Source organism: Paraburkholderia sp. 31.1, from assembly GCF_014397645.1.
Classification (GTDB): Bacteria; Pseudomonadota; Gammaproteobacteria; order Burkholderiales; family Burkholderiaceae; genus Paraburkholderia; species Paraburkholderia tuberum.
The window spans coordinates 1-1071 of record NZ_VZQN01000168.1; the positions used below are offsets into that span (position 1 = coordinate 1).

At 62.8% G+C, this 1071-nt stretch carries 1 protein-coding gene; it reads right to left on the reverse strand.

Annotated features, from left to right (window positions below; all coding sequences use genetic code 11):
* A partial coding sequence (locus F6X37_RS35820; RefSeq protein WP_187614675.1) for an IS4 family transposase occupies positions 1–1071 on the reverse strand: 1071 nt, incomplete at both ends.

Here is a 1071-nt window from a genome sequence, read left to right on the forward strand (position 1 = left end):
CAGTGGGCGGCGGCGTCGGCATCTTCTTTTTGGCCAGCAGGTGGGCGCCACGAATTTCGTCCGGATCGAAGAACAAGGCGGCATCCAGATCCGGACAGGTCCGGCCTTTGCGCATCAGATACGTCACACGCCATGCCACTACCAGGAACAAGGCCAGCGCACGCTCGATCCGGTCGACAGCGGCCAATTGCAGGGTCTCGACTTCGCAGCCATTCTTGAGCACATGGAAATAGATTTCGATTTCCCATCTCGCCCGGTACCAATTGATCAGTTCGACCGCTTCTTCCTGGGTTGCGACGGCTCGGTTGGTCAGCAAACGCCACTCAATCGGCTTGATGCCAGCGGGCGCCCCCACTTCGCGTGCGATTACGCAGTGAACCTTGAGCTTGCCGCGTTCGCCGTCCACTATCTCGACTTCGCGAGCCCACAGTTGCTGGCGTACGGTGCGGCTCTTCTGAGTCTCGCGGGCGCCGGTCATGAAGGTGATTTCACCCAAGGGCTCAGCGCTGGTTGTACTCGCCCACAGCCTGGCGCCGTCACCGCCGGGCAGGCAGCGGTCATGTTGGGCGCGCACCAGCCAGTCCGCTGGCGTGCCCAGTTCGTGCGCCCGGCGCATCATTTCCACCATGTCCGCCTCGCGGTCGGCCACGTACACCAGTCGCGTGTGCGGCATGTCCGGCGCCATTTCCGCCACGCGCTCGTAGCCTTCGATCCAGCGTGTGCTTTCTTTCGGCCCAGGACGTACACCATCGGCGTCAAGCTCCTCGCGCGCCCACATCCATGCATCGAGCACGCCCAGCGGTTCGCGTTCGGTCGTCACCGCATAGGTCGGGTGCAAGTACAGCCCGCGCCTTGCTTCGTAGTTCAACGGCCCCAGACCGTCGATGTCCTGGCCGTTAAAATCAAGCTCGGTGGTGTCCTGGATGCACAGCACGACCGACTGACTGCGCATGCGTTCCTGCGTGCTCGCCCAATGCGGCTCCAGGATGGCTTCCCAGGCCACATCCGTATTGCGCAAAAATCGGTACGCCGCGCACGTCTCGCTCCAGCTATCGCACGCCTGGGGGATAC